21 protein-coding genes are annotated in these 23,819 nt (G+C 51.1%); 16 read left to right on the top strand and 5 right to left on the bottom strand.

The window, feature by feature from the left end:
• The first annotated feature begins 11 nt into the window (after positions 1-11).
• The 12 genes from F4Y39_06325 (at position 12) to F4Y39_06270 (ending at position 13,273) form a co-directional block, all read left to right on the top strand.
• Entirely contained in the window at positions 12-1,856 is a 1,845-nt protein-coding gene (locus F4Y39_06325; protein MYC13327.1) for a hypothetical protein, read from the top strand.
• Between the two features lie 202 nt (positions 1,857-2,058).
• Complete coding sequence (locus tag F4Y39_06320; protein MYC13326.1) at positions 2,059-2,409, top strand: VOC family protein; 351 nt, start codon at positions 2,059-2,061, stop codon at positions 2,407-2,409.
• A gap of 30 nt (positions 2,410-2,439) precedes the next feature.
• On the top strand, positions 2,440-2,718 hold the full coding sequence (locus tag F4Y39_06315) for a DUF4258 domain-containing protein (protein MYC13325.1): 279 nt from the start codon (positions 2,440-2,442) through the stop codon (positions 2,716-2,718).
• A gap of 2 nt (positions 2,719-2,720) precedes the next feature.
• Positions 2,721-2,987, top strand: a complete 267-nt coding sequence (locus F4Y39_06310) for a YgiT-type zinc finger protein (GenBank protein ID MYC13324.1) — start codon at positions 2,721-2,723, stop codon at positions 2,985-2,987.
• Positions 2,988-3,031: 44 nt separating this feature from the next.
• A complete protein-coding gene (locus F4Y39_06305) occupies positions 3,032-3,988 on the top strand; it encodes a Gfo/Idh/MocA family oxidoreductase (GenBank protein MYC13323.1) in 957 nt (318 codons plus the stop codon).
• Between the two features lie 31 nt (positions 3,989-4,019).
• Positions 4,020-6,821: a TonB-dependent receptor gene (locus F4Y39_06300; protein ID MYC13322.1), complete on the top strand. Its 2,802-nt coding sequence runs from the start codon at positions 4,020-4,022 to the stop codon at positions 6,819-6,821.
• A 198-nt stretch (positions 6,822-7,019) separates the two neighbouring features.
• Positions 7,020-9,464, top strand: a complete 2,445-nt coding sequence (locus F4Y39_06295; GenBank protein ID MYC13321.1) for a DEAD/DEAH box helicase — start codon at positions 7,020-7,022, stop codon at positions 9,462-9,464.
• Positions 9,465-10,511 carry a polyprenyl synthetase family protein gene (locus F4Y39_06290; GenBank protein ID MYC13320.1) on the top strand — a complete coding sequence of 349 codons (1,047 nt, stop codon included), beginning with the start codon at positions 9,465-9,467 and terminating at the stop codon, positions 10,509-10,511.
• A gap of 13 nt (positions 10,512-10,524) precedes the next feature.
• Positions 10,525-11,196, top strand: a complete 672-nt coding sequence (fsa, locus tag F4Y39_06285; protein ID MYC13319.1) for a fructose-6-phosphate aldolase — start codon at positions 10,525-10,527, stop codon at positions 11,194-11,196.
• Between the two features lie 19 nt (positions 11,197-11,215).
• Positions 11,216-11,473, top strand: coding sequence for a hypothetical protein (locus F4Y39_06280; GenBank protein ID MYC13318.1), 258 nt, complete (start codon positions 11,216-11,218; stop codon positions 11,471-11,473).
• A 49-nt stretch (positions 11,474-11,522) separates the two neighbouring features.
• Positions 11,523-12,665, top strand: coding sequence for an AAA family ATPase (locus F4Y39_06275; GenBank protein ID MYC13317.1), 1,143 nt, complete (start codon positions 11,523-11,525; stop codon positions 12,663-12,665).
• Positions 12,659-13,273, top strand: coding sequence for a hypothetical protein (locus F4Y39_06270; protein ID MYC13316.1), 615 nt, complete (start codon positions 12,659-12,661; stop codon positions 13,271-13,273). The genes F4Y39_06275 and F4Y39_06270 overlap by 7 nt, the downstream gene beginning before the upstream one ends.
• A 39-nt stretch (positions 13,274-13,312) precedes the next feature.
• Here the strand turns inward: F4Y39_06270 and F4Y39_06265 are convergent, their stop codons facing one another.
• Genes F4Y39_06265 through F4Y39_06250 form a run of 4 tightly spaced genes read right to left on the bottom strand, consistent with a single transcriptional unit; the run spans position 13,313 to position 17,874 of the window.
• On the bottom strand, positions 13,313-13,957 hold the full coding sequence (locus F4Y39_06265; protein ID MYC13315.1) for a hypothetical protein: 645 nt from the start codon (positions 13,955-13,957) through the stop codon (positions 13,313-13,315).
• A gap of 16 nt (positions 13,958-13,973) precedes the next feature.
• A complete protein-coding gene (locus F4Y39_06260) occupies positions 13,974-15,401 on the bottom strand; it encodes a sulfatase-like hydrolase/transferase (GenBank protein ID MYC13314.1) in 1,428 nt (475 codons plus the stop codon).
• A gap of 11 nt (positions 15,402-15,412) precedes the next feature.
• Positions 15,413-17,380, bottom strand: coding sequence for a hypothetical protein (locus F4Y39_06255; GenBank protein MYC13313.1), 1,968 nt, complete (start codon positions 17,378-17,380; stop codon positions 15,413-15,415).
• Positions 17,350-17,874, bottom strand: coding sequence for an adenylate kinase (locus F4Y39_06250; protein ID MYC13312.1), 525 nt, complete (start codon positions 17,872-17,874; stop codon positions 17,350-17,352). The genes F4Y39_06255 and F4Y39_06250 overlap by 31 nt, the downstream gene beginning before the upstream one ends.
• A 182-nt stretch (positions 17,875-18,056) precedes the next feature.
• Between F4Y39_06250 and F4Y39_06245 the strand changes: the two genes are divergently transcribed.
• Positions 18,057-18,887 (top strand): hypothetical protein, encoded by an 831-nt coding sequence (locus F4Y39_06245; GenBank protein MYC13311.1) that lies wholly within the window; start codon positions 18,057-18,059, stop codon positions 18,885-18,887.
• Positions 18,888-18,889: 2 nt separating this feature from the next.
• Here the strand turns inward: F4Y39_06245 and F4Y39_06240 are convergent, their stop codons facing one another.
• Positions 18,890-21,091 (bottom strand): hypothetical protein, encoded by a 2,202-nt coding sequence (locus F4Y39_06240; protein ID MYC13310.1) that lies wholly within the window; start codon positions 21,089-21,091, stop codon positions 18,890-18,892.
• Positions 21,092-21,255: 164 nt separating this feature from the next.
• Here F4Y39_06240 and F4Y39_06235 point away from each other — a divergent pair, with 164 nt between their 5' ends.
• The 3 genes from F4Y39_06235 to F4Y39_06225 form a co-directional block, all read left to right on the top strand.
• Positions 21,256-22,053, top strand: a complete 798-nt coding sequence (locus F4Y39_06235; GenBank protein ID MYC13309.1) for a phytanoyl-CoA dioxygenase family protein — start codon at positions 21,256-21,258, stop codon at positions 22,051-22,053.
• Positions 22,054-22,056: 3 nt separating this feature from the next.
• Positions 22,057-23,172 (top strand): mandelate racemase/muconate lactonizing enzyme family protein, encoded by a 1,116-nt coding sequence (locus F4Y39_06230; protein ID MYC13308.1) that lies wholly within the window; start codon positions 22,057-22,059, stop codon positions 23,170-23,172.
• 12 nt (positions 23,173-23,184) lie between these two features.
• Positions 23,185-23,819 (top strand): hypothetical protein (locus F4Y39_06225; protein ID MYC13307.1); only part of this gene is annotated, 635 nt, incomplete at its 3' end.

Here is a 23,819-nt window from a genome sequence, read left to right as displayed (position 1 = left end):
GATGAACTCCAATGAATAAGGAGTGGGTATCAGCCCTGGATACAGCCCGTGTGCTGCAATCAGGTACGTGGTGGGAGAGCCTGTTTCGGTATGCCGAGACAGCCTGTCTGGAGACGGAGGATAATGGCGCTGCCTTGACGTTTGAATTTACCGGTACAGGAGTGGCACTTGGTCTGGGACAGCACGCCGTGTCGGCCTACGGAACACCTTCTCTGGGAAAACTAATTGTGACAGTAGATGATGGGAGTCCGCGTGTCTTGTATCCGGGTAACGAAGCACGAGAGGTGGTACTGGCGAGGGGACTGACACAAGGGAACCACCGGGTACGCGCTGAGCATCTTCAGAACAGGGGTGAGATGGGCTGCCGTATATCTGGATTTCGAGTCCTGGCGGAGCATTCTGGAGAGCTGTCATTTGTACTCAACGGTGAGGAAAATGGCTTCCTCGTAGATGCACGAGCGGTGGTACGCCAGGGTAATCAAATAGTGCGGAACACGCTGGTGCGGAATTGGTTATCGGGGTCGTGCCGTCTGACTGGCCTACCCGCAGGAAAGGGATATTCATTGGAATTGATTGCGTACGGATGGGAGTCTCAAAAAATTGAAGAAATCGCGATTCAAAAAGGAAAAGAAACGCGCCTGCCACCACTGTATCTGCATAGACATCCAGAGACCATGCCACAAGGCGTCCGATTCCCGGTTCTGGGACATCCGACCATCCGGCAGCCCGGAGAATCCTTTCGGGTGCGGTTGGAAGCCTACGATCACACGATAGGGCAAGTGAAGTTGTCGCGTCGGGTTGGGCCAGCTACGATCTCACGCACAGTGGCGTTTGAGGAAGATCCGAGTGCGAAGTTTTATTATGATCGGGAAGGCACAGTAAGTCTGCCCCAAGACATACCACCGGGGTTATACGATCTATCGATCAGGGTGTCCGGCTCGCGGGGAGATTTCACACGACAGTCTCCCAGAAGCGTGTACGTCGTTCGAGACTATCCGAAAGATCCGGTTTTTATGACGTTTGGACACCTGGACACGCAGGGACAATATCAGGCGGAGTACGAGAGACGGCTGGCGGAGATCGCCAACCTGATCGCACCCGATATGGTCCTGATTAGCAATGCGGTGAACCCGGCGTATATCTCAGGATCACATCTGGTACTGGAGATGCCCTATGCGATTACATTCGGCAATCACCAATTTTACGGACACGAGAAGTGGTATGGAGATCAGGTGGGAATCATCGATTATGGCTCAGACCTATGCATCCTGAATTTCCGGCATCCCTGGCATGTGGATCTATCGCAAGCCAACGCGCTTCTATCCTCGCGGGCGAAGGCTAAGATCAAGATAATCAACGCATTCGAGCACAATGCCCCGGTAGAGACATTTCTGGATAAGCATAAGGTAAAGCTGATCCACGACGCGCATGGCCCAGGGGAAAAGGTGATGACCATTGGAGCCACACCCACGACGCGGGTGGGCAAAAGCAATAGCAGCAGTTTTCGGGTGGTGCGTTTTAAAGATGGTCATGTAACATCGGCGACCTATCGAGGAGATGCTGTTGCTCCCGTTCCTTTCAATCGAGAGGGACCACCGCCGCTTGAGGTGGCATACGATCCGGGTAACAACGGGATACACGACAGAGTGACAGCGACAGTGACCAATATTCTGGAAGACGCGTTTCCCGATTGCCGGGTGACATTCGTGCTCCCAGCAGGAGCTTACGCAGTGGATGGCGGACATCTGGAAACGATGGTCACCAGCGACGATGAGAGATATACCGTGCTGACCGTGCGGGTGGATGTACCTGCGGAAGGGACAATCCATGCCACAGCTCAGAAGGTGGATGGATGACATGAGTGTTATTACCCCACAGCTTCAGCAATCCTGGACGCAAGTGAGTCCTTTGTGTCTAAATACTGTGTTCCGGCCGCTTCGAGGTTAGGAACATAAAAAATTAGGCGAAACAAAAAACACCTGTGATTTTTTTTATAGATTCAGAGAGAAGGAGATAAGCGTGAAAACTAAATCTATATTTAAAACAGCCTCGCCCTACATGCAAGACGCTATGAACCTTCCGGTTGAGAACCTGGAAGAAGCCATCCCTTTTTACGAAATAGTCATGGGATTTCGGGTCGTATCTCGGAAGGACGCGCCCTGTAAGTCCGCTATACTCGCAAGAGACGATATCCAGATCGGCCTGGCAGAAAATGGTGGCGACCCGACTCAAGAGGGGTGTTTTTTTGAAGTGGATGATGTCGAAACCGCCTTCAACGAATTGAAGAATAATGGATTGCAAAATGACGACCCCGATTATCGGATTGACCAACACGGCGATAAATCCTTCCGCATATTCTTTGTCATCGCACCAGACGGGTTGTGCTATTGTCTTGGTCAACAGGTATAAACGTTAGTATAAACCCTCTGGAAATATAAAGTGGCTATCATAGATGTCATTCGAGGCAAGGTGGTAGAGCAAGAATACGAATTTGCCATACCACATTTTTTTGAAGAAATGGCTGATGATAATCTAATCTTTCTAGATATTGAAGAAGCAATAGCAAGGGGAAAAATCAGACGAAGATTTACACGTGACCCGCGAGGTACACGGTACGAAATTGTAGGTTCCGCAACAGACGGAAGACAAATCGCTATAATATGTCGTATTAAGAGCACCGGGAAATTACTGTTTATCACAACTTACGCTCTGGAGTAGCCATGCCCAAAGACAACATGAATGCTTACGATTATGGAGAATGTGAAAACTGTGACACACCCCTGCAAGAACAGCGTATTAAACAGGACTTTTGGATACGCGATGAACTCATCGTTTTAGAGAATGTTCTGGCAGGCGTTTGTCCCCAATGTGGGGCCAAAGTCGTGCGAGCCGATGTGGGATCTCGCATCGCAGATTTACTGAACAATCCCGAGCGGATAGCAACCGCTCCCCATATTTCTGTTCCTGTCCTCAGCTTTGATGAATGAAAAAAATGATATGATTCTCTATTATAGGGGCAGAATAATCAAAAATGGATCATCTGACGTATAAAAAGCCTCGTATCTGCATCCTGGGGTGTGGAAATATCGGCGCGCTTCATGCGAAAAATTTGCAATGGCGAGCGACGTTGTATTTTTGCAGTCGGTCGCGGGTAAGCGCGTACAAGTTCAATCTCAAGTTTAAGGGCGAGGGCATCTTTGACGACCTGAACGCCGTTTTGGAAAGTGATGTGGACGCCGTGGTGATCGCTTCCCCACCAGAGCATCACAAAGACCAGATAATCGCACTATTAGAAGTTGGCAAAGCCGTACTCGTCGAAAAACCGATGTGCATCTCGCCAGAGGAAATTGTCGAGATCGAGACCGCGCTGGAACGGGTCGAGACCCCCCTATTGATGATCGCCGAGAATTATTATTACAAACCCTCGCTATCGTACATCAAGCACATGGTCACCCAGGGCGATATTGGCGAAATGCGTTCGGTTTCAGTAAAAAAGCTCACAACGCAGCAGGCGCAGGGTTGGAAAAGTGTTCATGGTGCTTTGCTGGAAGGCGGTATTCATTTTATCGCCCTGATTTCAGATCTATTCGATGCGGTACCCGAACAGATCGAAGCGATATTCCCGGGCTATTCTGGCAGTACGCCAGAGCGCGAATCTGTCGTGAGAATGGTCTATCCTACTGGCGCAATTGGCGAATTGCATTACTCGTGGCAAACACCCAGTTTGACAAAAGGCGTTTTTCAGCATTCTTATATCGAAGGGACGCGTGGACGCATTGTTTTTGAAAGCAACGGCATTTATATTCGCAAACCTCAGAAAGGCTTTCGGATTCTCTGGCCGGGCCTGAAAGATTTGATGGGCTATCGCGCGATGATAGCTGATTTTTTATCCTGTCTTCAAAACCGTTCGCGTCAGCCATATTCGAATTTTGCACGCGCAAAACGCGATTTAAAAATTGTATTTGATGCGTATGCGTGCGATGGTTAAAAAATTGTCATCCTCCAATCGCGAGGTATAGATGAGTGTGAAGCACATATTCTGCCAGATAGTCGCCATCGTATTTATTACATCAGCATTCGCAGAGGATGTTAAAGAATCGCCCGACGAGCCGAAAATCTACGAATTTGAAGAGATTGTCGTAACCGGTTCCCGCATCAAAAGTGCGGAAAGCCTTTCGCCTGCGCCAGTCGTCGTCCTATCCGGTGACGAAATCAAAGCGCGGGGATTGACTTCCATTGGAGATGTGCTACAAACACTCACAGTACAGTCCAATGCAACCAATACCCAGTCCAACAACGGCGGCGATGGCTCTACCAGAATTAGTCTGCGCGGACTCGGCTCTAATCGCACCCTGGTATTGGTCAACGGGCGTCGCTTCGTCCCGGGCGGAACAGGCGCAAATTCATCTGTTGATCTCAACTCTATTCCCGCTTCAGTTATCGAACGCGTCGAAATTCTCAAGGATGGAGCCTCAGCCATATATGGTTCAGACGCCATTGGAGGGGTGATCAATATCATCACCCGGTCAGATATGGAAGGGGTAGAGATAGATTATTATGAAGGGATTTCAGGCGCAGGTGATGGCGAAGTCCGCGACCTCAGCATAACCGCCGGTTTGCAAAGCGAAAAAGGCCACATATTGTTTTCGGCAGGTTACCACAACCGAAAGCCCGTCTGGACCGGCGACCGCAGTTTCAGCGTATCGGACAAAAACTACGACTGGGGAAAAAACGACGGCACCTATAACAAAAACGGCAGTTCGGCCACCCCGGAAGGCCACATCATCGACCGCCTGGGCACCGAGGGCAACGAAGCCTGGCAGGCGGTCGTTGCAGCGGCTGGCGAGGACGCAGGTGATTACCACCGCGATCCAAATGCCGGCTGGCGTCCCTTCAACTGGGCTGGAATCTCCTCGGATGGAAGCGGTGACACGTACAATTATCAGCCAGAGAATTACCTCTACACCCCACAGACGCGCTACAGTTCCTTTTTTAGTGGTGCTTACAAATTTACAGAAGGTGCGAAAACTTTCTTCGAGGTATCGTACACCAATCGCCAATCCGACCAGAAGCTGGCCCCAACGCCCTTGTTCACCATCAGCGACGGCATCGTAGTATCTGCCACCAACCGTTACAACGAATTTGGCCGCGATTTTATCGATGTCCGGCGGCGTTTTCTCGAAGCAGGCAATCGCAACTATCTCCAGGATATCGACACCTATCGCATCGTTTTGGGTTTGGACCATCAGTTTATGGGCTTTGACGCTGACCTGTCCTTTTCCTACGGGCGTAGCGAGGGCACCAGCATCAACGAGGGCCGATTTATAATCAGTAATCTCGTGCGGGCACTGGGACCAGACGAGGATTGCACCGGCGACTGTGTGCAACTGGATATACTCCACGGTGCTGGCACAATCACCCAGGAGATGTTAGACTACATCCAATATGCCGGTATCGCCAGGGGCTACTCTCAACAGCAAATCCTGCAGTGGAATCTGACCGGTGAGATCGCACAACTCCCGGCTGGTCCACTGGTCATGGCAGCAGGTCTTTCATCGCGCTGGGAAGCGGGAGCCTATCTTCCCGATCCCATAACTGCATCGGGAAATACCACTGGCAGTGACGAAGCACCCACCGATGGTGCGTACTCGGTCAAGGCTTTGTATGCAGAAGCCCATTTCCCGCTCTACAAAGCGGGAGAAGTTGGTCTCGATTTAATAGCCGCCGGACGCACTTTCCACTACGATTCGTTCGGCTTTGGCTCTACTTATAAAGCGGGGACTCGCCTCGAATTGCCTCAAGGACTGGCATTTCGCGCCACATACTCCAATGCTTTTCGCGCCCCCAGCATCGCCGAAATGTTCCTCGGCAACAGCGATGGTTTTCCGCTGGTCAGCGATCCCTGTAGTACAGTCGATGAAGCGGGCAATGCCCGGACGTTGACGGCTCAGCAAATGCGAAATTGTGCAGATCAGGGCATCCCATCCGACTTTGAGGATTCACGGGCACAACTGCGAGCCCAGTTCAGTGGCAGCACGGATCTCGATCCGGAAAAGGCCACAATGCTCACAGCAGGCCTGGTTTATCAACCGAGTTTTCTGGATGGATTCGATATAACCGTGGATTACTATACCACCGCGATCACGAGTGAGATCGGCGCGTTACCTGCCAGCCTCATCTTGAGTAACTGCTACTCGCAGGACACGCCATCCAACTGCGATCAAGTCGTGCGCGACCCAAACACCATGCTGATTAACCATATCCTGTCACCCAACGCCAATGTTGGCGAAACCGAAACCAGCGGCATGGATATCGGACTCCATTACGCTACTGACTCACCTCTGGGTATTGTCTCGGCGCAAATAGAGAGCAATCTGCTCGTAAATTATGATCAAATCCTGCCTTCCGCCAACGGTCCTGAATTAGTTAAAGGCAAGGGCTACTACGACCTGGGCGCGTTCCCAGGCTGGCGTCACGCCGCTTCAGTTGGCGTAGAGAAACACCGTTCTTCCATTGGGCTAACCTGGCGATACATCGGCGGATTCGAGGAATGCGAAGATGACGACTGCAAGGGCAAGTACCGCCCGGATGTGACAGAAATACCACCAAGTCGCAAAATCAGCTCCAACAGCATCTTTAGTATGCATGGATCATATCAACTGGAGACCGCCTTTGGTCACTCCGTACTCACAATCGGAATAAACAACATCCTCAATCAGGCACCAGCAGTGATATTCAATGGTTTCCTGGGCACATCCGATGCCAATACCTACGATTTCCTGGGCAGGTATTTATACCTCCGCCTCTCCCATGCACTGTAGTTGTTGGCACTCACCCTCGCACACTGTCAGGCACACCTTCTAAAAATCCCTACTCTAATACGTAAATCCCGCCTCCTGTTCGCCTCTTTTAAGTTGACCCATTTTCACCTTCCAACTATATTTCTATAGTTGTCGTACCTCCCTCTTTATTTTTCACTTCCTTTCTCTCTCCCTTTGGAATTCAAAAGCCCTTCCCGCATGATGAATTTTAATCAATTTATCGCGCATGTTCGCCGCGACTATGGGTATGCCGGTCAGGTAGCCCATATAGAAACCATACCCGCGCAAGAAGCTACATTCGTCGCTGATGACTGCGCGCTGCATCCCGCAATCTCCGACGCCTTGAAACAGCAAGACATTGATCGGCTCTATACGCATCAGGCCGATGCGCTGGCCGCACTAAGGCGTCAGGAAGACGTAGTAGTCGTAACGGCAACGGCGAGTGGAAAAACCCTGTGTTATCAAATACCCACACTGGAAGCACTGTTATCCGACCCACAGGCAACCGCGCTCTATCTCTTCCCGACCAAAGCCCTGGCACAGGATCAGGCGCGAGGACTGGCGCGGTTTGGCGAATTAAACGAGCAATTGAAATTTTCTCTGGGTACTTACGATGGGGATACACCGTCCAACCAGCGCAAAACACTGCGCGAAGAGGGGCGGGTGATTTTGAGCAATCCCGATATGTTGCATCAGGGCGTATTGCCCAACCACCCGCGCTGGGCGCGTTTTTTTCAGAATTTGCGCTATGTGGTGCTCGACGAAATACACACTTACCGGGGGGTCTTTGGCTCGCATGTAGCCAATGTATTGCGCCGCCTGATGCGAATTTGCGCGCACTATGGCACGCCCCCGCAATTCGTGTGCTGCTCGGCGACCATAGCAAATCCCAAAGAACACGCCGAAGCATTGACCGGACAGCCGATGTGCCTGATTGATCGGGATGGCTCCCCGAGAGGCAAACGCCATTTTGCGTTCTGGAATCCGCCTTTTCTGGAAGGCACCACGAGTGATCGACGCAGTTCAAATACCGAGGCGCGCTGGTTGCTCGGCAAACTCATCCACAACAGAGTGCAAACCATCGCGTTTGTGAGAGCACGCACATCCGCAGAAGTGATCTATCGCTATGTGCAAGAAGATCTATCACTGGTAAGCCAGCGGTTGGCAGGCGCAGTTCGGGCTTATCGCGGCGGATATTTGCCCGCAGAACGGAGAGAAATTGAGCGACAATTATTTGAAGGTGAATTGCTCGGCGTGGTGAGTACCAATGCCCTGGAATTGGGCATTGATATTGGAGCCCTGGATGCCGCGTTAATTGTGGGATATCCGGGCAGTATTTCCAGCATGTGGCAGCAAGCTGGGCGGGCTGGACGGCAGTCCGAAGAGTCGCTGGTGGTCTTTGTGGCACACAACGCGCCCATCGATCAATTTTTGATGCGCGACCCGGCTTACTTTTTCGGACAATCGCCCGAACACGCAACTATTGACCCCAACAATCCGCATCTCGTCGTGGGACATCTGCGGTGTGCTTTGCGCGAATTGCCCGTGCGGGGCGAAGAAGGCGAAGTAATGGGAGAATTTACCGGTGCGCTGCTCGAGATCCTGTCAGATGAAGGCATGGCGCGCCAGCTCAACGGGCAGTGGTTTTACAGCCAATCGGGATATCCCGCAGCAGAGGTTGGGCTACGCAATATCAGCGATCTGACTTATACTATTATCGACGAGACAGAAAGTGACCCGCAGGTAATCGGTTCCTTGGATGAAATCAGCGCGTTTTTTCAGATACATACACACGCTGTATATTTGCACAATGGGCAGACGTACTTTGTCGATCAACTCGACACAGAGCGCAAAATTGCACGGGTAAGTCAAAAAGCACTGGATTATTATACCCAGGCGGTTGACGAGACGAGTATTGTCGTAAATGATACCGAAATATCGGGCACATGGCGCGTCAGTGACGTATATTTTGGCGACGTCTCAGTCTCGTCACTGGTAACGATGTTTAAAAAAGTAAAATTCGAAGACCGCGACAGCATTGGTTGGGAAAATCTCGATTTGCCCGAGCGCAAACTCGATACAGCCGCCTGCTGGATCGTACCGCCCCAGGAAGGGCTAAACCAGTGCCGGCGACATGGGCGCGTGCCATCTGAAGGACTCAAAGGCATTGCCAATGTAATGGGAGAAGTGCTACCCCTATTTGCGATGTGCGATGTCATGGATATTGGCACCACAGTAGATAGCTCCAATACGGGGCGTCCGACCGCATTTGTATATGACCGGCATCCGGGAGGCATTGGTTTTTCGGAAAAAGCTTATGAGATGATCGAAGATGTCATAACAGCCTGTTGGATGGTCGTATCGGAATGTGAATGCGAAGCGGGGTGTCCGTCGTGCGTAGGCGCGCCATTGCCCCCCGGCGACGATGGCAATACGAGAGGAACGATTCCCGACAAAGAAGCCGCCCTCGTCTTGTTACATGCCATGTTGGAAAAAGAACCTTATGTACCCAAACATCCGCGTCTTGAAATACCCATCGCAGGTGGTGTTGCTACTCACAGCGATGAAAAAATTCCCGTTCGGCCTCTATCGGCAAATGTCGAGGCAAAAATTCGCAAAAAAGTAAAGGAGTTTAAGCGATAAATGGAAACGCGATTAAAAAATTATTTGGAAACCTGGGTGCCCCGTATTGACGAGGAAATGTACCAGTTCTTGCCCAACGATAAAGATCCAATTGATTTTTTGTACGCGCCTATGCGCGATTACCCTCAGCGCGGTGGCAAGCGGTTCAGATCGGCCCTGGTGCTATTGGGCATTGAAGCATTTGGGGGCGATCCCAACGTAGGGTTGCGAACGGCTGCTGCTTTTGAGTTATTTCAGTCCTTTGCCCTGGTACACGACGATATAGAGGATGCCTCTTTAATGCGGCGCGGAAAACCGTGTTTGCATCTGATACACGGGATTCCACTGAGCATTAACGTGGGCGACGCGCTTTATTCAAAAGTATTTGAAATATTGCAGGCAAATCGCGAAATTTTAGGAGAAACAACAACGCTCGATTTGCTTTGTGAAATGATCCAGGGCGCACAAACAACATTTGAGGGGCAGGCATTGGATATCGGCTGGATTGATGCCGAAGTCATTCCCGATGTACGCGATTTTGTTGACATGCTGCGGCGCAAAACGGGATGGTATAGCGGCCGCGGTCCCTGTACCATGGGCGCGATTATTGCAGGTGCTGGCGATGATATGAAACGGGCGATTGGCGATTTTGGCGAAGCCATAGCTGTTGCATTTCAAATTCGCGATGATTTGCTCAATATCGTCGTTGAAGATACCGATGCAACATTAGCTCCCACAACCACATCCGGGGGTTATGGCAAAGAGCGCGGCGGGGACATTGCCGAGGGCAAGCGCACCTTGATGGTCATCGATTTGCTCAACCACTGTACGCCAGAGGAAAATCAAAAAGTGCGAGAAATTCTGGATCGAGATCGAGATGCAACATCGCAAGAAGACATCGAGTGGGTGATTGACTTGATGGGAAGATATGGCGCAATCGAAAAAGCGCAACGGGCTTGCCAAACGCGCGCCGAATCTGCCGAAGCGCGTCTCGCCCAGTTGCCCCCGTCGGAATCGAGAGAAGTACTCAGAGAAATGTGTTCATTTTTGGTCGAGCGCGTATTTTAAAAAGGAGGCACACATGAAGTTCTTTATCGACACAGCCAATTTAGACGAAATCCGCGAAGCCCAGGCCATGGGTGTGCTGGATGGCGTGACGACAAATCCTTCTCTTATGTCGCAGGAAGAAGGTGAATTTGAAGATATCATTCGCGCAATCTGCGGAATTGTAGATGGACCAGTAAGCGCAGAAGTGGTCAGCACCGACACCGAAGGCATGATCGCCGAAGCGCGTCGAAATGCCGCGATTCACGAACAGGTAGTGGTGAAAATTCCGATTACGCCAGATGGTCTAAAAGCGATCAAAACGTGTTCGGATGAAGGGATTCGCGTGAATGTAACCCTTTGCTTCTCTGCAAATCAGGCACTGATGGCCGCCAAAGCAGGCGCGACTTATATCAGCCCATTTATTGGCCGCCTGGATGATTTGGGACAAGATGGCATGGAATTGATCAGCACGGTCCGCCAGATTTACGACAATTATGGATTTGACACCCAGGTGTTGGCCGCGAGTTTGCGCTCGCCCAAACACGTCGTCGAATGCGCCCTCGCTGGCGCAGATGTTGCGACCCTCCCCCCCGATGTATTGAGCAAGTTACTCGCACACCCCTTAACCGACATCGGTCTGGAACGCTTCCTCAGCGACTGGCGCGCCTGGCAAGCCGCAAAAAATAGCGATCCAGTAGTGGTTTAGGGTTAGGATTGAGGAACTAATGACTCGTACAAACATTCCAAAGACCGATTCTATTCAAGAACTCACTCATTTCTGGGATATGCATAACTTAACCGATTTTGAGGGAGAACTCGAAGAAGTGAGTGAACCTGTTTTTAAGCGTCAAACTTCTGTCACTGTTCGCTTGGCGCCTGATGAATTTAAGGTTGTAGAGGCACTTGCTATGTCGCGAGGTATCTCTCGGGTAAATCTGATTCAGGAATGGGTTAGTGAACGTATTCGGGCTTCATCTGGATAATCAAGCCGTGTAACCCCTTTAAACCATCGTATTTATACAAGGCAGAGCCATGAGCGATAGACTCATCCGCAGATTGAAGATTGCCAACTTCAAGAGCATTGACTCTTTGGAGATAACGGACCTTTCCTCCTTCTCGGTATTCGCGGGAGCGAATGGCTCGGGCAAAAGTAATTTTTTTGATGCACTGGACTTTGTCCGTCTCTTTGTGCTCGGCGGGATAGGAATCGCGCTACGCACGCATGGGGGATTTGCAAATATCCATTCGGCGAAGCGTCGCGGGCCAGATTCCAAAAAATTCTGTTTTGAAATCGAATGCGACCTATGCGAAGATAAGTCAGAAACGTCGTCGGCATTTCACTACTCATTGTGCATTCACGACCTCGATAGCGAAACCAATATCGAAGAATACTTATACGCCAATGGGAAAAAACTTGTTGAGCGGAACAGGGCCGAGGTGGAGATCTACGAAAAAGGAGAACGGACTAGTGCAAGTGTATTCCCAGGTAGCTATTCGGTTTTAGGGATATCCACAAGACGACAGTTTACCGAATTCCTGATTAATTTGAATGTGTATCGAATTGAACCTAAGGATGCAAAAGAGCCGGATATATCTGACTTTGATCCAACGCGATTAGATCGCAATGGGCAAAATCTGGCAAGTGTTTTGCAGCGTTTAGAGGCCGATCCAGAAGTGTGCGAAAATATTTTAGAGTGGATGGAGATGATTGTTCCAGGGATCGAGAATATCCAGATTGAAAAGCAGAGACTGGATGGTAGCACCGCCTTACTATTTCAAGAAAAAGGGACTAAAAGGCGATTCCCAGCTCATCTCATTTCAGACGGTACAATTTACGCTCTCTCTTTACTGGTAGCTGTGTTGGACGCACCTTCAGATGGCGGAATGACGTTGATTGAGGAGCCAGAGAGAGGGCTGCACGCTAAGGCCATCCGCGAACTCGTAGATATGATGCGGCAACAGGCTTCGCCTGAAAATCCGATATGGTTGACTACTCATAGCGAGTCCGTTGTGCGCGCACTTAAACTGCGTGAACTCATTCTCGTGGATAAGGTTGATGGCCGTACGACCATGAAGCGCGCTGATGCTGTAAATCTCTCTGAGAAGGACATGGCCCCGTTAGGCCTTGATGAAGTATGGCTCTCGAATCTCCTGGGTGGAGGGCTGCCATGGTGACTGTGGGGTTCGTGGTGGAGGGTGCTTCAGAAAAGCGGCTGGTTGAAAGCGAATTGTTTCGGAAATGGCTACGTGAGGACTGCAATCTGGAAGTGGTTGATCCGGTAGTTGATGCTGCTGGTAACGGCAACATGTGTAGTCATAACATCGAAACCTTTGTCAGAAATCTCAGGACGATTGCAAATCCGGATAAGGTAGTTGTACTCGCTGACCTTGATCCCGATACTTGTGCGCCGTGTGTGCAAAAACGCAAGGAAATTATCGGCTTTCAGGGAATTGATCTCGTCACGATTGCGAAGAAGGCTATGGAGTCCTGGTTTCTCGCCGATACAAAGGCGATGCGCCAGTGGTTGGGGGATGACACCTTTTACGAAACTCATCCAGAAACATTAGATGAAATGCCCTGGGATCGACTGAAGGAACTCCGCACCCAAAAGGGCAGAGGGCCAGGGGCAACAAAACTCTCTTTTGCCAGAAAATTCATTCACGTCCACGGATTTGATGTTAGACGGGCCGCTCGGCATTCTCAATGCCCCAGTGCTCGTTATTTTGTCGAACATCTGTGTGCATTGGGTAGCCCGCAGGGACCTGAACCCGAAAGACCTTAATAGCTCAGCGACTTACCTTTTTAAGGTCGCCACGACCTCTCAATCAGCACCCGTAAGTCGCAGCCATTTACCGTTGTGATAATAGTGAACACTTGACCCCTTGCCTGCTTGCCCGTCAGCTATGCCATCATGATGAATTGCTGGGGGTTGAGGGCCACCATACGCTCTATAGTGATCTTCAATAAACGCTTTTCCCACTGTAGCGATATATCTGCTATAACCAATTCGGTCATCGCCAATGCCTTGCAAAGCTCCTTTGTCTGGCAGTGGAGACAGAATTGTGGGGTTTTCCACTGAGCCGTTCCAAAATATCAGGATAGAGGAAGTCAGATCTTTTGAGCATAAGACAGCCCAATCTGTTTGGTCCTGCTTTTCAAATTCTCCACTGATGACGTTATGTGGTTTAGGATCATCGTATATCTGTGGAATCGTGCATTGTCTGGATTGAAGTTCCAGGACAATATTCTCAGGCAGTTGGGAAAACACAGATGGTTGAAGTCTGATTGTTTCTCTATCAGCAATATCCCACCTATCCAACACCGGTTCAGGTGGGTTTTTGTGAACCTGAGTTTTTGTAGGTCCGGGTTGCGCATCTGATGAATTCTCGATTGGCTCGTCATTGTTACACGCACTCTGACCTAAAATTACCACATAAAAAAATATTCCAAGAGATTTCTTTAGCATTTTGCAATTCTCCCATTCACCCCATTCTTTTTCTGCCCTGCACAAACAGGGCACTCGGTGCTGGCGCGTTGTCGCACACTTCGTTAAATGTGGCGGGCAGGGGTTGGTGAATCACCGCCTGGATGCGCGATCTTTGCAAAGCCACCACATCGGGATGATCTGCAGCGACATTGGTATGCTCATCGGGATCGGCAACAAGGTCAAAGAGTTGTTCATTGTTCACATCATTCAAACTCACCGTATAATTCCACTGATCATCGCGCACTGATGCCCTGCCCGTGGCTGGCCCGGTTGAAAAACTGGCCCAGCCAATCACAACGTGATCCCGCACAGCATCCACCTCTCCCGTCACCAGCGGCCAGACATCTGCCCCCTCCACGGCCTGGCAGGGAATATCCAGCAAGCCCAACACAGTAGGCAACAAATCGTGCGCCTGAACAAAACCCGAAACGCGCTTGCACACATCGGGATGTCGCACCATCCAGTTCAACCGCGTGTTGTACGGATGCAGGCGATCTGGTCCTTTGCCAAATTGTCCGTGATCCAGCACCTGCGTGCCGTGATCTGACATCAACATCACAATCGTATCGCTTTTCAGACCCAGATCATCGACCCGCTCCAGCAAGTGCCCCACCCAGCGATCCACCAAGGTGACCTCGCCAAAATAAAGCGCCTTGATCCGTTCTCTCTCCGCATCGCTCACCCCATCGCCATCATTTCCAGCTCCAGGTGTAATAAAATCTTTCCCATCCCAATCGGGCATATACCGATCTGCATATTCCCGCGGCGGATCCCATGGCTCGTGCGGATCAAAAGAATCGATCCACAGGAAAAACGGCGCATTGTTTGCATTCTCGCTCAGCCAATCCGCCGCGCGCCGAAACACACGCGCACAACTGTAATCCTCTTCGCATTGCCGAAACTTCTGATTGAACATGTATTGCATTAGCCCGACATGCCGATCCCAGTTGATCGGTTCACGCACATGCGGCCGCAACAAATCTTCAATCGATTCCCGCGTGCCAAACCGCCAGTTGTCGCTCTCCTGTCCGCGAATAAAATCATACGTCACAAATCCGCGCGTATAATTCATCGTCGGCTTAAACATGTGATACGTATCGGCGACCAACCCGGTCATATACCCATTCGCAACCAGAATTTCAGCGAGCGTATCTTGTTCCGGCGGAATTTTGTGCCAACCTGGCGCGTGATGCCAGTGCCCGCGCCGGTCAAAATTGTATCGCCATGGAAAGGTGCGCCGCCCAGTAAACAAACCCCGCCGCGTCTGCAGCGTCGGCTGGCATTCCCCGAAAGCCCGTTCAAACACCACGGACTCTGCGGCAAACGCATCCATATTCGGCGTCTCGACAAAACTCAGCTTCTGATTTGGCCCGACAATATCGGCGCGAAACGTATCCAGACAAATACAAATCACATTCATCATAAACCTCCTTCTTAAAAATATAAACTGTGCCCATGTCCGCGAAACCACAGTGCATCGATAATAAACGACACGCCAGCGCCTGAAAAGTGCCCCACGACCAGACCCACAAAAAAGGGCTTTGCGCCATTGTAAAGCATCAAACCGCCAAAGCGGATCAAAAGTGTTTTAATCGCCCAGGCGGCAAATAGCGACAACAGGGTCCATCGTACTTGTCCCACAGAAGCAATTGAAAACCCGATAGGATGCAAGCGCCACCATGCGAAGCGATGACGTAAGTACGTCAACAAAACCGTCACAAGCGCACCAATGCCCAAAAACGCAAAATGACCAAATTTGAGCGTCTCTGCCGCCTTAATTTTAGCTACAACCGTATCATAAGGGACCTGTCCCCCACGGCGAAAGACCCACTCGCCAAAATTGTATGCACCCGAAGCATACGCCAGCTTGAGCGAAAAATAAAAAGATACAATCAGACTAATACCCAGTGCCAATCCAACCGCAGTGAGATAAACGCCTTGAGGAAATCGGCGCTCGCTGTGTACGCGTGCAGCATTTGCGCCAAAAGGCATAAATGTGGCGATGGGATCGCATGCCCATCCATACGACAGTCCCAGCCCTGTCATCGTTGAACCCGTCAAATCCGCCGGACCAATGAGATGCATCGCATAAGCCTGCGGCACGAGAGGTCCCCGCACAAAAACCAGTCCGCCTTCAATGACAATGCGCGTCAGACCCAGATAAAGCGTAATAACCGCAAAGAGAAGCAACAAAGCCACGCCGGGGTGGATGCCAATGCGCGTCAACCAAAAAAGAATGTACACGACCCCAAGCGCAATCCCTATCAGCGCTGTGCGATAGCCCATGATCTCATCGCGGTCTGAAACGCCATTGTCTTGTCCCAACGCGGTTCGCCACACCCCGCGCAAATGTTCGCGCGCAACCCAAATACTGCCCAGCACGATCGCCACAAACGCCCCAAACCCCTGCCATCCCAACGCTGCCGGACTCACCGAATAAACCTCTGATGTGCCAATGGTAAATCCCGTGCGATTAAACAGCGCGATCTCAGCCATATTAAACAAGTTGAAAAACCACACACTAAAAATCACATCCACATTGACAAAATACGTAATCCCCACCAGAGGCAGCGAAAAATTTGACGAAATACCCGGCCAAACCTGCCCACCCGGAATGCTCAATCGAATAGCGGGAATACTCGGCCAGGCCTCAAAAAAATAACCCGGCACATTCCAAGCAATTTTGCCTGCGGCAAGGGCAAAGCCGACCCAGAACAATCGGCTACGCATAAATTTTGGCAAAATCCGACCATCTTCGGCGCCATCCATCATCGCCAGCGGCACATCAACCAGAGGAAAATTCAGCCGCTCTTTATCTACCCACTGCTTGCGAAACACCGCAATAAGACAAGTGCAAAGCGTCAGTGTTGCGACAATCACCGATCCCCACCAGAACAACGGCATGATCCACACTTCCCACGGAATTTTCGCGCCCGGCGGCAAACCCTCAAAAAACCACGCCACTGCGCGTCCCCCTCCGGGCACAGCCCACAGGGGCACATGGTCGTGTATAAATTCGCCCCAACCATTTTCAGTTGTCGCAAAATAAAAGGGCGAAGCCGACACGGAAATCACATAACCAGTCACCCCATAAGTCGGCACCGATACCGCCGCCAAAAGCATCGTATAGACCACGCCCAATTCATCACCCGTCAATCCTCCCTCGCGCTTCACTGCCTTCAAAACCGGGTTTAAAACCACAACCACAAAAATGAACAACGCCGCCAACCCCAGCGGAAAATAATTGGTCGTCAACAGCGTGGATCGCACAATCCACTCGGAAAACGGCGCCAACAGATTCACCGCGACAACGATCAGAACCCCAACCGTCAATGCCTTTGGCGTCATGATACGCCGCTGATGGCCAACCTCTATTTCTCGGGAAAAGTCTCTCGTAGCCACTGGCGCATTTCTCTGGGCGAATTCAATACCACAACCTTCAAATGATCGTACTCTTCGAATAATAACGGATAACGGCGACGGTGTTTGCGATTGGAAGTTATTGCCCACAAAAACAGGGAATCTCGTGCAAACACATTGTGCCATTCCTCCCTGTTACCACTCCACAACACCTCTTTACACCACACCCGTCTCAAGGTACGCCGCATAAGCTGCCAGTAAATGACAAAGAGCGAATACCGCAGCCACACCACCGTATCGGCTCGCGGCCACACAATATCGCGCACCTTGCTATAATTTCCATCCACTGCCCAACTGTCACTCTTCAGCGCTTCTTCTGTATTTGCCCTGAAAACTTTGAGATCGACCGGTGTCCAGTTTGGACCCCAATGCAGAGCATCCAATTCAATGTGGGGGGCCTGCAGTCGCCGGGCGACCTCAGCCGCTAAAGTTGTCTTGCCCGACCCGCAGGTGCCCACTACGATAATTCGCCGCATCTTGCTTGAAGCCATATCCCCTCGAAAGACTCGATGTAATCCTTTTTATAAAAAATAGTGGGGTCTGTCCCAAAATTGTTTCACTTCAATCCCAAAAATCCGAAACCCTTAATATAAGAACGAGTCTAATTCTTTACCTCACTGTTGCGTTTCACAACCCACAGTTATGAAGGAGACTTGCCATGACCTCGCGCCTGATTTTCGTTCTTGCCGCATTATTCACACTCCCGGCCAGTGCCGCGGAAAAACGCGAAGAAATCGTCGAATACACCCTTGATTTTGCCCCTGGCAAAATGCTCTCTATACATGCCCGCAATGGTGGAATCACGCTTAAAACCTGGACCAGCGATCAGGTCTTTGTCCGCGCCGTAAAAAAAGCAAAAGCGAGCGATGAAGAAGGCGCCGAAGAACTACTCGAAACCACCACCATCGAAATTGAAGAAACAGACAGCGGTATCGAGATTCGCACCCAACGCCCCGACAACAAGTGGAACCTATTTAAGGACTGGAATATAAGCGTAAACTATACAATCACAGTCCCCAAAAACGTGCGCCTGGACCTCGATACAGTCAACGGAAGTATTTCTATCCCCTCGACTACGGGCAATGTGAAAAGCGAAACCGTGAATGGCAGTATCAAAATCAATGGCACGCGCGGCGCAATCGATGTTGAAACCGTGAACGGCAAAATCAATCTCACTGAGATTATCGGTGGTATAAAAGCCGAAACCGTGAACGGCAGCATTGAAATCGCAATTGCCGAGCAAATACAGGACGACATTCGTGCAGAAACTGTAAACGGCGGGTTGAAACTGTCCCTTCCCTCAGACTTTCAAGGTCACATTCAAGCCAAAAGTACGATAGGCCATATTGATACAGAATTTCCAATTGAAGTCAAAGGGCGCGTTGGCGGGCGCATTAGCAAGTCCCTCCGTGGCAACCTCAATGGCGGAAATGGCCCGAATATCAAACTCCAAACCCTCAACGGCGGCATCGACATCAAACAGCTATAAACTTACACCATCTGCCCTTCCCGAATCTCCTGCCCATATACCCGCACTGTTTGTCCATTTGCGAGAGCTATTTTATTCACAAATCCATCAACCAACTCCATCGCGCCCGCTTCGGCATCGGTTTCCCCATCAGAAACGCGTACCCAACCTTCGCCAGCTTCTGATTGCACAAAATAAATCTCCCTGCCATCGCGCAACGCAATCCGCCCTGCCATCGCAACCCGCCCATTGTCGGCCACTGCGGGAATATATTCCACCTGTGCTACAGGAGATCCTTCACCCGCTTTCACTGGATATAAAACGTATGACATCAGCGCGGGACCATCGCCCTCTGCTTTGAAAATTGCCGTTGGAATGGGTTCGCACTGATAGGGTCCTCCCCGGGGAATCCAACCCTGCACGGTCGGCTCTTCCTGTCCGCTTACAATCCGCACATCTATCGGCTTTGTCGAAATGGCATAAATGCCCAGATTGCTCTCTCCCCCACTGTTTCTCGTCATAACACCGCGCCCATTCGCCAGCACCTCGGCATCATCCGCATCCAGATGAAACATCGCTTCATACGTGTGAGACGCCTCATCCGAGGGCATGAGAACATCCGTCACAATCCAGAACTCGGGTTTCACAAACAAAATCGACCGCGTATGTGTAACCGTCTGATCCCTCTCAGACCCATATCCCAAATCGTAACTCGCCGACGCATAATCGCATTTCTCATTTGAAATCCACGTATGCGGAAGCGGCTCGGACACCACGTAATCCTCTCTTGACTTCCCGCGCTGATTCTGCTCCATCCCATCCACCATCACCGTATTGTGCGCGCGGGTTGACAGCACATAAGTGCGCCACTGCGACGAATCATAAGGATAATTTCCCGGATCCACTACATGCACGCGACCGTGTGCGTACAGCATAATATTCAGCTTATCTTCGTGCTGATGTCCATAGCCAAACGGGCCACCGTCGAAAAAGAGATAGAGATCATCCGGTTCCCATCCCGAACGCATAACAAAATGCCCCGCATAGGGAAAAGCACAAGACAGGGTTTGCGGCTTTGTCCCTTCCACACGTCCGGAACCCGCCCATTGAAAATCCGTCCGTTCTGGAAAAAACCTGAACCCACCCTGCATGTAGGGCGCGATATCCGTCTGACCCCCGTCATTGAGCGCGGGCAAACGCAAATTGGGCATAGATAGATACAAATCGTAGTGATACATCCGCTCCAATTTTGCGACATAATCCGCCGGCAAGGGCAAATCATTCAACCGCGCAATCGCGAGCGCCATCACAAAATTTCGCAAACTCACCTGATGATACCCACTCGACAACTCAATCTGTGCGCCATCGGGATAAACCTGCTCATCCAATTCTTCATACAGCGACTGCATTGCAATCTCGCGCCAGCTTGCGGCTTCTTTGAACTCGGGAAACAATGCCCCAACGTGATATTGCCCATTGGCCTGCATCGTCTGCCAGTTGCCACCGCGCGGCCATAGCGTGAGATGTCGCGCGTGTTCGACCATACTCTTCACCATCAAACACACATCGTCATCTGCAAATGTTTCAGACGAGAGAAAATAGTAAAACGCCGCGGGCCACGTCTGTCCCATCCGAATCCCACATTCAATCGTGCGCCAGCAATTCGTGCGATCCGTACCCATCTCTGCATCGTCTTTCCAGGTATTGCCATCCTCCCCCACCGGCATCAGCACATGTTCAATCCAGTGCCGCATCTGCCGCCTGAATGCCCTGGCATATTTTTCATCGCCTGTTTTCCAATACGCCTGCCCCAGCGTGACCCAAAACGGATGGCGCGACAACTGCCACGTCCATTCCCTGTAATTGATCGGATCCAATTCCCAATTGATCACATCCCCAAACGCCTCTTCCACATCACAACTCACCAGCGTATTTGCCACAATGCGGTCGGCCTTTTCCAGATCGATATCTCTGATCGCGCGATCTCCCACGCGCACCAGTTCGACCTCTGCATCCCGGTCCTGCGGCTCTGACTGATTTCGCCAATCCGAAAACCATCGCGGATATTCTCGCGTGCGAATGTGTTCTGCAAACGCACGCCGCGCACCCGTCCAATCTCGCGCCTCTACCGCCCTTTTTACAGCCCTCATATCCTCACGCGACAAATCGAGCGCCTCAAAAAACGCTTCATCACTCAACCGCGGTCCAATCATGTCTCCCTCCATTTCAATCGCTTGTTCTCACAATACTTTGTATCCTCTCTTAAAATATCACAATGACACTGACCTGCCACTGTTTTCTGTTTCGTCTCGCGCAATACCCCCGCGCTTTTTTTTTGTATTTGCTGCGCAACACACCTATATTGCGCCGCACATGAAAGGAGGCGGTCATGTTTTGCGACACCGAGAAACGGCAGTACCGGAAGCAGGGGTTTTTTATTGTAGATGACGCAGTCGATCCCGATATGCTAAAACCTCTGTTGGAAGCTGCGATTCGCACTAAGCAAAAGGTGCGTTCAGATGACGTGGATTTGTACACCCACCGCTCGGAAGATGGAGAACCCTGGGCGATTCGCGGGCTGTTTGCCCCCGAAATGAACGAGCCGCTTTTTGCCGAATATCTGATGTCAGAACCCATAATGAAATACACGCGCGCTTTTTTGGGCACGCAGTTGCAATTGGGAGGCGCACTCATCTTCACAAATCCATATCAGGCGGATTACGGTTTTGGCTGGCACCGAGATTTTGGCGGCAAGGAACGCGACGGATCGTATCAGGTAGAAATGGAAATCTTGAATCGTCCCCAAAGGGGTTTGAGGTGGCATCTCGCCCTGGTGGATGATTATTGTCTGCAAATTGTACCCGGCAGTCACAAAAGGTACCGCACCGCTCACGAGCGCAGGTGCTTGTTAGAAGAACGCCACGACGATATTCCGGGACAATATGCCGTACCCCTCAAAGCCGGGCAAACCGTGTTTTGGACTGGCAATTTGATTCACCGCGGAGTAATGAAAAAGGATGTGGAGCGATTGACCCTGTCCGGAAGCTGGAGTATGTACTCAAAGGACGGCAAACCCTCCGAAGTAGACCCGCGTCTGGCGTGGATGCTCGCGGACAATGTGCGCGAATTTTTGCCAAAAGAGATGCGCCCATTGTACGACCGATGGCGGGTATTGCAAAAAAGCTAACAAATGAAAATTACCCATATTGAAGCCATTCACCTGCGGTTGCCAGAAGTTGTAGAGGCAGCCGATGGCACTCAGGACTGCCTGATCGTGCGGGTGCATACCGATGAGAACATAACGGGATTGGGTGAAGTCGTATCGTGTTCCTATGTAGCCAAAGCCGTAATTGAAGCACCGCGTTCTGCACCATTTCGCCATGGCCTATCAGCGATTATAACCGGCATGGACGCGCTGGATTTTGACGCAATTCACAACGCCATGATCGAAGGCGTATCCTGGTATGGTCCAGGCGGCGTGGCGCGACAGGCCATGAGTGGCATTGACATGGCACTGTGGGATATTTGGGGCAAAGCCGCAGGCAAACCCGTGCGCAAGCTATTGCGAGAAGATGCGGCAGATGTAGTGCCCGCCTATGCGAGCGTCCTGTGGCCCGAGCGTCCTGGATTAGTAAAAGAATCCGCGAGCGCATTTTTGGCGCAGGATTATCAGTCTGTAAAATACGGCTGGGCGCCAATGGGACCGGATGCAGACTTAGACGAGGCACTGGTCGCAGCAGCGCGAGAGGCTTTGGGACCAGATGTAAATTTGATGGTAGATGCCGGCCGCGCGTGGGATGCGGAAACCGCGTTGGAACGCGTGGCGCGATTTGAAAAATACAATGTATTCTGGCTCGAAGAGCCGTTGCATCCGTTTGATGTGCAGGGATACGGCGAACTCTCAACACAGTCATCCATCCCAATTGCAGGAGGCGAAGCGATGACTCTGATGAGTGAATACGCCGACTTGTTGCACAATGGCAAACTCCACTTTGTACAACCCGATCTGGGGCGCGTAGGCGGAATTACCGGCGGCCTGGCGATTGAAAAATTGGCGAATGAGACGGGAGCGCGCGCCGTGCCCCACGCATTTGGCACTGGTGTCTTATTGGCAGCATCTGCCCAATGGGCCGCAGCGAGCGAACAACCGCTGACAGAATACACGCGAGCGCCATCTCCCCTGGCACAAAAGCTGGCCCAACACGATATGACATTTCGAAATGGTGCCTTATATCTGACAGATCAACCCGGCCTGGGCGTGGACCTGGATGAAGATGTGGTGGCGAAGTTCAGGGTGAAAAAGTAAGGAGAGGTTGCAATGCAATTTCATCGATATCTTACTATTTTTCTGGTCATGGTCGCGCTTGTGAGTTGGCTCACAAGTCACGCTGAGGAGTCAACAAGGAGAGACGAAATGAGCGAACAGAGTAAGACGTACAATCTCAGCGGATTTACCGGTGTATATGCCAGTGCTGCCATTGATGTCGAACTCACACAGGGCGATGCCTTCAGTGTAGTGGCTTATACCGAGAGTGGCGATTTCAGCGGTCTGGAGCTGCGGGTAGAGGATGGCGTACTTATTGCCACACGCCCTGAAGAGATATGGAAGGATAAGAACACATCGAGTTGGCAGCGGTTCTTCGGTATAGTGTCAGGCAACAGGAACATATCAATCAAGCGCGTTGATGGGCAGCGCGTAATAAAAATAAATGGCGAGCGCGTACCCACCTACACAGTGCGCGTTACCGCCCTCGGCATTGACCGTCTTGATGCGTCTTCCAGCAGCAGCGTAACGGCAAAGAAAATTAAAACCCGTGATTTTGCCATCAAAGCTTCCTCTTCTGGAGACATCAATGCGGAAGTCATGGGTGGCGATGTATCCGTAGATGCGACCAGTAGTGGAGATGTCGTACTGTCTGGCACTTGTGAGAAATTAGACATCAAAGCGACCAG

This window comes from Gemmatimonadota bacterium, from assembly GCA_009838845.1.
Taxonomy (GTDB): Bacteria; Latescibacterota; UBA2968; order UBA2968; family UBA2968; genus VXRD01.
Note: the sequence above shows the minus strand (reverse complement) of the source record. Positions and strands in the feature narration are given on the sequence as shown.

Excerpts from the sequence above, each read along its gene's own strand:
- F4Y39_06325 (MYC13327.1), top strand. The coding sequence starts at position 12 with ATGAATAAGGAGTGGGTATCAGCCCTGGATACAGCCCGTGTGCTGCAA.
- F4Y39_06320 (MYC13326.1), top strand. The coding sequence starts at position 2,059 with ATGCAAGACGCTATGAACCTTCCGGTTGAGAACCTGGAAGAAGCCATC.
- F4Y39_06310 (MYC13324.1), top strand. The coding sequence starts at position 2,721 with ATGCCCAAAGACAACATGAATGCTTACGATTATGGAGAATGTGAAAAC.
- F4Y39_06305 (MYC13323.1), top strand. The coding sequence starts at position 3,032 with ATGGATCATCTGACGTATAAAAAGCCTCGTATCTGCATCCTGGGGTGT.
- F4Y39_06300 (MYC13322.1), top strand. The coding sequence starts at position 4,020 with ATGAGTGTGAAGCACATATTCTGCCAGATAGTCGCCATCGTATTTATT.
- F4Y39_06295 (MYC13321.1), top strand. The coding sequence starts at position 7,020 with ATGATGAATTTTAATCAATTTATCGCGCATGTTCGCCGCGACTATGGG.
- F4Y39_06290 (MYC13320.1), top strand. The coding sequence starts at position 9,465 with ATGGAAACGCGATTAAAAAATTATTTGGAAACCTGGGTGCCCCGTATT.
- fsa (MYC13319.1), top strand. The coding sequence starts at position 10,525 with ATGAAGTTCTTTATCGACACAGCCAATTTAGACGAAATCCGCGAAGCC.
- F4Y39_06280 (MYC13318.1), top strand. The coding sequence starts at position 11,216 with ATGACTCGTACAAACATTCCAAAGACCGATTCTATTCAAGAACTCACT.
- F4Y39_06275 (MYC13317.1), top strand. The coding sequence starts at position 11,523 with ATGAGCGATAGACTCATCCGCAGATTGAAGATTGCCAACTTCAAGAGC.
- F4Y39_06270 (MYC13316.1), top strand. The coding sequence starts at position 12,659 with ATGGTGACTGTGGGGTTCGTGGTGGAGGGTGCTTCAGAAAAGCGGCTG.
- F4Y39_06265 (MYC13315.1), bottom strand. The coding sequence starts at position 13,957 with ATGCTAAAGAAATCTCTTGGAATATTTTTTTATGTGGTAATTTTAGGT.
- F4Y39_06260 (MYC13314.1), bottom strand. The coding sequence starts at position 15,401 with ATGATGAATGTGATTTGTATTTGTCTGGATACGTTTCGCGCCGATATT.
- F4Y39_06250 (MYC13312.1), bottom strand. The coding sequence starts at position 17,874 with ATGCGGCGAATTATCGTAGTGGGCACCTGCGGGTCGGGCAAGACAACT.
- F4Y39_06245 (MYC13311.1), top strand. The coding sequence starts at position 18,057 with ATGACCTCGCGCCTGATTTTCGTTCTTGCCGCATTATTCACACTCCCG.
- F4Y39_06240 (MYC13310.1), bottom strand. The coding sequence starts at position 21,091 with ATGGAGGGAGACATGATTGGACCGCGGTTGAGTGATGAAGCGTTTTTT.
- F4Y39_06235 (MYC13309.1), top strand. The coding sequence starts at position 21,256 with ATGTTTTGCGACACCGAGAAACGGCAGTACCGGAAGCAGGGGTTTTTT.
- F4Y39_06230 (MYC13308.1), top strand. The coding sequence starts at position 22,057 with ATGAAAATTACCCATATTGAAGCCATTCACCTGCGGTTGCCAGAAGTT.